Genomic DNA, 8,424 nt, shown 5'->3' with positions numbered 1-8,424 from the left:
CGAGCTTTTCCCCTCGGGCCTGACCCTGCTCGACAAGGGGCATCTCGGCGATCTCGGCACCAGCCACCTCGTCGCGCGGCAGGAACTGCGCGGTCTCATCGCCAGCCTGCGCCTTCCCGGCATCGGCCTGGAGGACAAGGCGGCATGATCCGCTGGCTGGTGATCGCCGCCCTGCTGGCGATCGCCTCCCGCTGGCTGTTTGGTAAATGGCCGTGGGAGTATCTACGCACTGCTCCGACGCGGACCAAAGAGCTGACGTGGGCGCGCCGCATGTTGGGCGTGGCGACCGACGCCGATGCGCGCACGATACGCGAGGCGCATCGCCGCCTTGCCGCGCAGACTCATCCCGATCGCGGCGGCAGTACGGCGCGCCTTGCCGAAATCAACGCCGCGCGCGACCTTCTTTTGAACCAGATCGGAACCGATCCATCGGAGCCTCGTGAATGACACACCAATTCGATTCCACAGTCCTGCGCGAATATGACATTCGCGGCATTATCGGCGAAACGCTGGGTGCGGACGACGCCCGTGCCATCGGGCGCGGTTTTGCGACGCTGCTGCGGCGCGCGGGCGGCAGCAAGGTCGCGGTCGGCTATGACGGGCGGGTCAGCTCACCCATGCTCGAGCACGCGCTGATCGAGGGGCTGACGGCGAGCGGCTGCGATGTCGTGACGATCGGCCTCGGCGCGACGCCGATGCTCTATTACGCCGAAGCCTCAAGCGAGGATGTGGATGGCGGCATTCAGATAACCGGCAGCCACAATCCCGCCAATTACAACGGCTTCAAGATGGTCTTTCAGGGCCGTCCGTTTTTCGGCGCGGATATCCAGAAACTGGGCGAAATGGCCGCGACGGGCGACTGGGACGAAGGCGCGGGCAGCGTCGAGAGCCGCGAGATTCTGAGCGAGTATGTCGAGCGCCTGTTGATGGGCCTTGGCGATGTCGACCCTGCTGCGCTCGCGGATCTCAAGGTCGGCTGGGACGCGGGCAATGGCGCTGCCGGACCCGCGCTCGAAATGCTCGCCGCGAAGCTGCCGGGCGAGCACCACCTTCTTTTCACCGATGTCGACGGCACTTTTCCCAATCATCATCCCGATCCTACGGTCGAGGCGAATCTGGCGGATCTGCGCACGCTCGTCGCCGAGAAGAACCTCGATTTCGGAGTGGCTTTCGACGGCGACGGCGACCGGATCGGCGCGATCGATGGTGAAGGCCGGGTGGTTTGGGGCGATCAATTGCTGATGATCTATGCGGAGGACGCTTTGAAAAACCGGCAGGGCGCCACGGTCATCGCCGATGTAAAGGCGAGCCGCGCCCTGTTCGATCATGTGGCGCGGTGCGGGGGCAATCCGCTGATGTGGAAGACCGGCCATTCGCTGATCAAGTCCAAGATGAAGGAAACGGGCGCTCCGCTGGCAGGCGAGATGAGCGGACATGTATTCTTCGCCGATGACTATTACGGGTATGACGATGCGCTCTATGCCGGCGTGCGCCTGATCGCGGCGAGCGCGCGGCTTGGCCGGTCGGTGACCGATCTGCGCGGGGGCATGCCCGCCATGGTCAACACACCCGAACTGCGTTTCCAGGTCGATGAAAGCCGCAAATTCGCTGCGATCCGCGAGGTCGAGGAGCGGCTTGCGGGCAGCGACGCCGACGTCGACGGGACCGATGGGGTGCGGGTCTCGACGCCGGACGGCTGGTGGCTGCTGCGCGCATCCAACACGCAGGACGTCCTCGTCGCACGTGCGGAAAGCGACAGCGAAGAAGGGCTCGCCCGCCTGATGGCGCAGATCGACGAACAGCTGTCCCTGTCGGGGCTGGAGCGCGGCGAGAGCGTCGGGCACTGAGGTAAAAGAGAGGGGGACATATCATGAAGAAGACTGCATTTTCGCTGGCCCTGGGCACGCTTTCGCTCGGCCTGTCCGCGCCCTTGGCGGCGCAGGATATCGAGATTGGGAAGGTCGAGGGCGAGGTCGCTCTGGAGCCTGCCGAAGCGGGCGGGGCCATGGACGAAGCCGCCGTGCTCGCGATGATGAGCGGGATGTTCCAGGCCGAACCGCTAACTGCCGACCAGGAAGCGCGCCTCCCCGCCGCCACCGCCATCGTGGCGACGATGATGCCCGAGGGCTTCTATGGCGAAATGATGCGCGACATGATGGAAAAGACCATGCGTCCGATGATGGCCATGTTTTCCGAGCCCGACTTCATCCTCGCCAGCAGGCTTACGCTCGACGAAGCGGCCATCGCGGAATTGGGCGATGCGGAGAAGAGAGAGCTTCTGACCATGCTCGATCCCGCGTGGGACCGGCGGGCCGACACCATGGTGGACGCGCTCATCGCGAATATGGGCGGCGCGTTCGCCGCGGTGGAGCCCCCCGTACGCGCGGGATTGGCAAAGGCCTATGCGGTCCGGTTCGACGAAGCGCAGCTTGCCGATATCTCCAGCTTCTTCGCGACCCCGACCGGGAGCGAATTCGCGCGCCAGTCCATGGCCCTGTTCGCGGACCCTCAGGTCATGGGCGCCACGATGGAGGCCCTCCCGGAAATGGTGGGCTCGTTCACCGAGATGGAAACTTCGATGGAGGCGGCGCTGGAAAGCCTCCCGGCGGAGCGGGACTATGCGGACCTGTCGGCGGCTCAGCGCGCGCGCATGGCCGATCTGCTGGGCGTGGAACCGGATGCGCTGGGCGATATGGTGATACCGCACGGAGAGGGCGAGGAGCCCGAAGTGGAGTAGTATTGGCATTGAACTTCGCGCCGGATGGGACACGGGCGGAACACCGCGCCCCATCCCGCGCTATCTCTTGGTGAGCACGCCCCCGATACCGCCTGAGATCGAAGCTTGGTTCGCTGGCCGCGGCTGGCGCGTGCGGCGCCACCAGGCCGAAATGCTTGCGGCGAGCGATGCGGGCCGCCACGCCTTGCTCGTCGCGGACACGGGGGCGGGCAAGACGCTGGCGGGATTTCTGCCGACGCTGGCCGCCTTCTGCCCCTCACGGCTGGGAGAGACGGAGCCGCCCGGCGGGCTGCACACACTCTACGTCTCCCCGCTCAAGGCGCTGGCGCATGACGTGCAGCGCAATCTCATCGCGCCGATCGAGGAGATGGGCCTGCCCATCCGCGTCGAGACGCGTAGCGGCGATACGCCGTCCGATCGCAAAAAGCGCCAGCGTACCAAACCGCCGCATGTGCTGCTGACCACGCCCGAAAGCCTCTCGCTGCTGCTGAGCTATCCCGACAGTTTCGCCATGTTCGCCGGGTTGAAGCGCGTCGTGATCGACGAAGTGCATGCCTTCGCGACCGGCAAGCGCGGCGACTTGCTGGCGCTGGCCCTCTCGCGCCTTCAGGCCATCGCGCCCGATATGCAGCGCGCCGCGCTTTCGGCCACGCTGGCGAACCCGCAAGGGTTTCGCGAATGGCTTGCCCCGCTCAAAACCGGGGACGAGAGCGAGATCGAAGCGGTCGCGATGGTGGAGGGCGAGGTTGGCGCGCCCGCCGAAGTCGAAATTCTCCTGCCCGACGAAGAGCGCGTGCCCTGGGGCGGCCACGCCGCCACTTGGGCGATCCCGCAGCTTTACGAAGCGATCAAGGCCAACCGCACCACGCTGATCTTCACCAACACGCGCTTTCTGGCCGAATATATCTTCCAGAACCTGTGGGACATGAATGAGGACACGCTGCCGATCGGGATCCACCACGGATCGCTGGGCAAGGAAGCGCGCCGCAAGGTCGAAGGCGCGATGGCGCGGGGCGAATTGCGCGCGCTTGTCGCCACTGCCAGCCTCGACCTGGGCGTCGATTGGGGGGATATCGACCTGGTCGTCCAGATGGGCGCACCCAAGGGCTCGTCGCGCCTGCTGCAGCGGATCGGTCGCGCCAATCATCGGCTCGACCAGCGTAGCCGAGCTTTGCTGGTGCCCGGCAACCGCTTCGAATTTCTGGAAGCGACCGCAGCCAAGGAAGCGGTCGACGAAGGGCAGCGCGATGGGGAGGAGTTCCGCCCCGGCGGGCTCGACGTGCTGGCCCAGCATGTCATGGCCTGCGCCTGCGCGGAGCCCTTTGGCGAGGCTGCGCTGCTGGCGGAGATACGCACCAGCCTTTCCTATGCCTGGGTGGACGAGACGGCCTGGGACCGCGTGCTGGAATTCGTCGCGACGGGCGGGTACTCGCTGCGTGCCTATGATAAATTCAAGCGCATCGTGCGCGAAGATGACGGCGAGGGGGGCGGCATATGGCGGCTGGCGCATCCCGAACAGGCCGCGCGCCATCGCCTGAATGCCGGGATCATCATCGATTCCGAAATGCTCGACGTGCGGATCACGGCGGGCTCGAACCGGGGCGGGCGTTCGCTCGGCAAGGTGGAGGAGCGTTTCGCCGCATCGCTCTCTCCCGGCGACACGTTCGCCTTTGCGGGCATGAGTCTGGAGGTGGTGAAGCTGCAGGAGATGGAGATTCTGGTGCGAGCGGCAAAATCCTCGGCCATGATCCCTTCCTATGGGGGGCAGCGCCTGCCCCTGACCACCCATCTGGCCGACCGAGTGCGCGGCATGCTTGTCGACCGTGCCGGGTGGGCGCGCTTTCCCGACGATGTCCGCGAATGGTTGGAAGTGCAGGACTGGCGTTCGCAAATGCCGGGGCCGGGGCAATTGCTGGTCGAAAGTTTCCCGCGCGGCGGGCGCGAATACACCGTCTATTACACTTTCGAAGGCTGGAACGCGAACCAGAGCCTGGGCATGCTGATCACGCGGCGCATGGAGGATCGCGGGCTATTGCCCGGTGGCTTCGTCGCCAACGATTATTCGCTGGCCGTCTGGGGCCTGAAGCCGGTGAAGGATCCCGCGCCGCTCCTCTCCCCCGATATCCTGCAGGACGAATTTATCGAATGGGTGCAGAATTCGCACTTGCTGCGCCGCGCTTTTCGCGAGGTGGCGGTGATCGGCGGCTTGGTTGAGCGGCAGCATCCGGGCAAGCGCAAGACGGGCAAGCAAGTTACTTTCTCGACCGACCTGATCTACGACGTGCTGCGCAAATACGAGCCCGACCATGTGTTGCTGGAAGCCGCCTGGGCCGATGCGCGGACGCGGATGACCGATGTCGGGCGCCTAGGCGATCTGCTCGATCGCGCGGGCGAGCAAATGGTGCATGTCGAACTCGATCGGGTCAGCCCGCTGGCCGTGCCGGTTATGGTCATGATCGGACGCGAGGCTACGCCGCAAGGGGCGGTGGACGACGAATTGCTGCTCGAGGCCGAGAGCCTGGCTGGCGAAGCTATGCGGGTCGAGGATTTTTCCGACGGTCCGGATTAAGCGGTGCAGCGCTCTCCATTGTTATCCGGCCTCGACCCAAATTGGAGCGAGCCTAGAATTGGCGGTAGCGCTCATTCCCGACGAAGCCGAATTTGGTCACGCCGCTGGCCTTGATCGTCGCTAGCGTGCGGGACGACGCGGCGTAGCTGGCATTGGCTGCGGGTTCGAATTGCAGCTCGGGCTCGATCGGGAGATCGCGGGACAGGACCAACAGCGTCGATAGCTGGCGCTGATCGATCGCCTCGCCATTCCAGAGCACGCGGTCGCTTCCGTCGATGACGATCTTGTTCCGCGTTGGCTCGAGATTGGGAAGCGGACAATCCGTACAAGGGGCAGGGAGGTCGAGTTCGACCGAGTGTGTGGCGGCGGGGATCACCATGATGAACATGATGAGAAGCACCAGCATGACATCGATCAGGGGTGTGGTGTTCATCTCGCCCATGGGTTGGGTGTCGGATGCGGAAAGCGCCATAGCCATCGTTATTTTCCCCTGTTTGTTCGCCACGTAATAACATAACACAAGGGCGGGGGCAATCGAGGCAAATTTTGCCCGAGAACCGGGCTTCGGCAGCGGCCATCCGCGGGGTGTCGTCAGCGATTGAGACCGATCTTTTCAACGCGATGGCGCGAGACAGCTGGCGTGGACGGAGCGGTACACATGAGCCGCGCACCGCGGGCTTTGGTCGGAGCGCACGATGCTTCGCGAAGCATTTCCGGTGGACAACAAAAAGGGCGGCCGAAGCCGCCCTCTCGTGAAGTCTTGGTATGTCCGCTTACTGTGCGGTCGTGCTGCCGAACGTGCGGTAACGCTCGTTTCCGACGAAGCCGAACTTGGTGACGCCGCTCGCCTTGATGACGTTGAGGACGCGAGCCGACAATTCATAGCTCGCGAGGGCTTCGGGCTCGAACTGCAATTCGGGCTCGGGCACGATGTCGCGGGTCAGATTGAGATTACGCACCAGCTCCGCTTCGTTGAGCGTGTCCCCGTTCCACAGGATCTCGTCGGTCTGAGTCAGAACGATCTTGTTCTTGATCGGGTCGATCTGATCCTCGGGCGGAGGATTCGGGTTGGGCTGGGGCAGGTCGATATTCACCGCGTGGGTGGCGACCGGGATGGTGATGATGAACATGATGAGGAGCACGAGCAGGACGTCGATCAACGGCGTCATGTTCATCTCGATCATCGGGGCGCCATCGTCCTTACCGCCTGACATTGCCATGATGGGTTACTCCTGAAACTCTTTGAAACGCGAAACCTGGGCTCGAACCGGCAGATCAGCCGTTCGGATCGACCGGGTTCGAAATGAAGCCCACCGTGGGATAACCCGCCGCCTGGACGTTGTAGATCGCACCCGCCACGCAGGACCACGGTGCGTTCACGTCACCGCGGATATGCACCTGCGGGATGAGGTCCGGATCCTGACGGATCTGCTCGGCACCGCCCGCACGCTGGACGATCGCGTCGAGACGTTCGAAGGCCTGGTCGTACAGTTCCTGCGAGGTCACCGGGGTGATGTTGTTGAAATAGACGCGGCACTGCCCGTCGCGCGAGGCGCCGGCATAGCCGGGCTCGCCGGCGCTGAGGCCGCTCGCATCGGTCGTGCTGACCGTGAGAAGCAGGTTCTCGACCTTGTCCTTCGATTCCACCGATTCGAAGATCGGGAGGCGAAGCTTCTCGATCGTCTGGATCGCGACCGGAACCGCGATCAGGAAGATGATCAGAAGCACCAGCATCACGTCCACGAGGGGGGTGGTGTTGATGTCCGACATCGGGGTCTCGACACCGCCGCCTACTGCAACCGCCATGGTTTATCCTATCCGTTCCGTTGTTTCGTGGGTTCCGCAAGAACCCGAATGCGTTCCGGTCCGCAGGACCGGGGCGGGCCGAGGCAAGCCTGAAAGGATCGCACCGGCCCGCCGAGCCGGATTACTTCCGGGTGGTCGTGGTGGTCGAGGTCGTCGCCGTGGTGGGCTTCGCCGCCGCCGGAGCCGTCTTGGTGGCCTTGGCCGAAGCCTGGGTCGACGTCGACGTCATCACCGCAGGACGCACCGCACCGTTCGAGCTGATGTTCGCGAGAAGATCGGTCGAGAAGCCCGACAGACGCTCGGCGATGCGCTTGTTGCGGCTCTGCAGCCAGTTGTAGGCAAGCACGGCCGGAACCGCGACCAGCAGGCCGATGGCGGTCATGATGAGCGCTTCACCGACGGGACCGGCGACCTTGTCGATCGAGGCCGAACCGGCGAGGCCGATGTTGATCAGGGCGCGGTAGATACCGATAACCGTACCCAGCAGGCCGACGAATGGTGCAGTCGCGCCGACAGTGGCGAGGAAGGGAAGGCCACCGGCGAGGCGCGCGTTGATCGACGCTTCCGAACGCGCGAGCGAGCCATGCAGCCAGTCATGCGCCTCGAGGTTGTCGCCCATCTTGGTGTGGGTTTCGCGAGCCTTCACCGCATCGTCCACCAGCTGGCGCCATGCGCTGTTCGAATCGAGCTTCTTGGCCCCTTCGTCGAGCGTGTTGGCACGCCAGAACTGCGAGCGCACGCTGTCGTATTGGCTCATGATCTTGCGCTGTTCGAACAGCTTGGTGAACAGGATGTAGAACGAACCGACCGACATGATCACCAGCACGGTGAAGATGGCCCAGGCGATGACACCGCCCTGTTCCATGGCTTCCATGAAGCCGAACTGGTTCTGCGGAGCGGCTTCGCCCGCGACGGCAAGAAGTTGAGTAATCATAGCGAGTGGTCCTCTTGAAAATCGTTATTGCTTTAGCGACGCCGCATCAATCGGGCAGGACGTAGCGAATGGATTGCGTGGTTGTCGCGGAAATCGGATTACCGGCAGCGTTCAGCGCGGGATTGTACCGGGCGTAACGTTGCATCCCACGGCAGGCCGCGTCGTCGAGTGCGCTCGACCCCGAGCTCCCCGTTACCGAACAAGCCTCCACACGGCCGTTGGCACCAACGGTGATCCGCATGGTGACCGTTCCGGACTCGTCACGCCGCAGGGCGCTGGAGGGATAGTCGGACTGGATCCGAGCAGCCCACCGAGCTGCGGTATCCGGCGACACGCTACGAGCCTGCGAAGGCGGGGGCGGGGGCTCTTCCACATCGA

General features: G+C 64.2%; 10 protein-coding genes. 5 read left to right on the top strand and 5 right to left on the bottom strand.

The genetic code is table 11. The features are described 5' to 3' along the window. From A3736_RS16810 to A3736_RS15440, 5 genes are all read left to right on the top strand, one after another. Positions 1-148: division plane positioning ATPase MipZ (locus tag A3736_RS16810; RefSeq protein ID WP_233999445.1), on the top strand; the 148-nt coding region annotated here is incomplete at its 5' end. After that, the gene (locus A3736_RS15455; protein WP_067684780.1) at positions 145-447 is read left to right on the top strand and encodes a J domain-containing protein; all 303 of its coding nucleotides are present in this window, start codon (positions 145-147) and stop codon (positions 445-447) included. The genes A3736_RS16810 and A3736_RS15455, both read left to right, overlap by 4 nt. Continuing rightward, positions 444-1,847, top strand: coding sequence for a phosphoglucomutase/phosphomannomutase PgmG (gene pgmG / locus A3736_RS15450; RefSeq protein ID WP_067684778.1), 1,404 nt, complete (start codon positions 444-446; stop codon positions 1,845-1,847). The genes A3736_RS15455 and pgmG overlap by 4 nt, the downstream gene beginning before the upstream one ends. Before the next feature lie 23 nt (positions 1,848-1,870). After that, on the top strand, positions 1,871-2,737 hold the full coding sequence (locus tag A3736_RS15445) for a DUF2059 domain-containing protein (RefSeq protein ID WP_067684776.1): 867 nt from the start codon (positions 1,871-1,873) through the stop codon (positions 2,735-2,737). A 70-nt stretch (positions 2,738-2,807) separates the two neighbouring features. Further along, positions 2,808-5,306: a ligase-associated DNA damage response DEXH box helicase gene (locus tag A3736_RS15440; RefSeq protein WP_067684774.1), complete on the top strand. Its 2,499-nt coding sequence runs from the start codon at positions 2,808-2,810 to the stop codon at positions 5,304-5,306. A gap of 52 nt (positions 5,307-5,358) precedes the next feature. On the opposite strand, the gene A3736_RS15435 is transcribed toward A3736_RS15440, so the two are convergent. The 5 genes from A3736_RS15435 to A3736_RS16805 form a co-directional block, all read right to left on the bottom strand. After that, entirely contained in the window at positions 5,359-5,784 is a 426-nt protein-coding gene (locus A3736_RS15435; RefSeq protein WP_067684772.1) for a biopolymer transporter ExbD, read from the bottom strand. A 295-nt stretch (positions 5,785-6,079) separates the two neighbouring features. After that, positions 6,080-6,526 carry a biopolymer transporter ExbD gene (locus A3736_RS15430; protein ID WP_067684770.1) on the bottom strand — a complete coding sequence of 149 codons (447 nt, stop codon included), beginning with the start codon at positions 6,524-6,526 and terminating at the stop codon, positions 6,080-6,082. Positions 6,527-6,581: 55 nt separating this feature from the next. Next, positions 6,582-7,112, bottom strand: a complete 531-nt coding sequence (locus tag A3736_RS15425; RefSeq protein WP_197465633.1) for a biopolymer transporter ExbD — start codon at positions 7,110-7,112, stop codon at positions 6,582-6,584. A 121-nt stretch (positions 7,113-7,233) separates the two neighbouring features. Continuing rightward, a complete protein-coding gene (locus A3736_RS15420; protein WP_067684768.1) occupies positions 7,234-8,046 on the bottom strand; it encodes a MotA/TolQ/ExbB proton channel family protein in 813 nt (270 codons plus the stop codon). 46 nt (positions 8,047-8,092) lie between these two features. Continuing rightward, positions 8,093-8,424: energy transducer TonB (locus A3736_RS16805; RefSeq protein WP_156502169.1), on the bottom strand; the 332-nt coding region annotated here is incomplete at its 5' end.

This window comes from Erythrobacter sp. HI0063, assembly GCF_001635685.1.
Lineage (GTDB): Bacteria > Pseudomonadota > Alphaproteobacteria > Sphingomonadales > Sphingomonadaceae > Qipengyuania.
The sequence above is the reverse complement of the archived record's forward strand: the minus strand, read 5'-3'. Positions and strand labels throughout refer to the sequence as shown.

Excerpts from the sequence above, each read along its gene's own strand:
- A3736_RS15455 (WP_067684780.1), top strand. The coding sequence starts at position 145 with ATGATCCGCTGGCTGGTGATCGCCGCCCTGCTGGCGATCGCCTCCCGC.
- pgmG (WP_067684778.1), top strand. The coding sequence starts at position 444 with ATGACACACCAATTCGATTCCACAGTCCTGCGCGAATATGACATTCGC.
- A3736_RS15445 (WP_067684776.1), top strand. The coding sequence starts at position 1,871 with ATGAAGAAGACTGCATTTTCGCTGGCCCTGGGCACGCTTTCGCTCGGC.
- A3736_RS15435 (WP_067684772.1), bottom strand. The coding sequence starts at position 5,784 with ATGGCTATGGCGCTTTCCGCATCCGACACCCAACCCATGGGCGAGATG.
- A3736_RS15430 (WP_067684770.1), bottom strand. The coding sequence starts at position 6,526 with ATGGCAATGTCAGGCGGTAAGGACGATGGCGCCCCGATGATCGAGATG.
- A3736_RS15425 (WP_197465633.1), bottom strand. The coding sequence starts at position 7,112 with ATGGCGGTTGCAGTAGGCGGCGGTGTCGAGACCCCGATGTCGGACATC.
- A3736_RS15420 (WP_067684768.1), bottom strand. The coding sequence starts at position 8,046 with ATGATTACTCAACTTCTTGCCGTCGCGGGCGAAGCCGCTCCGCAGAAC.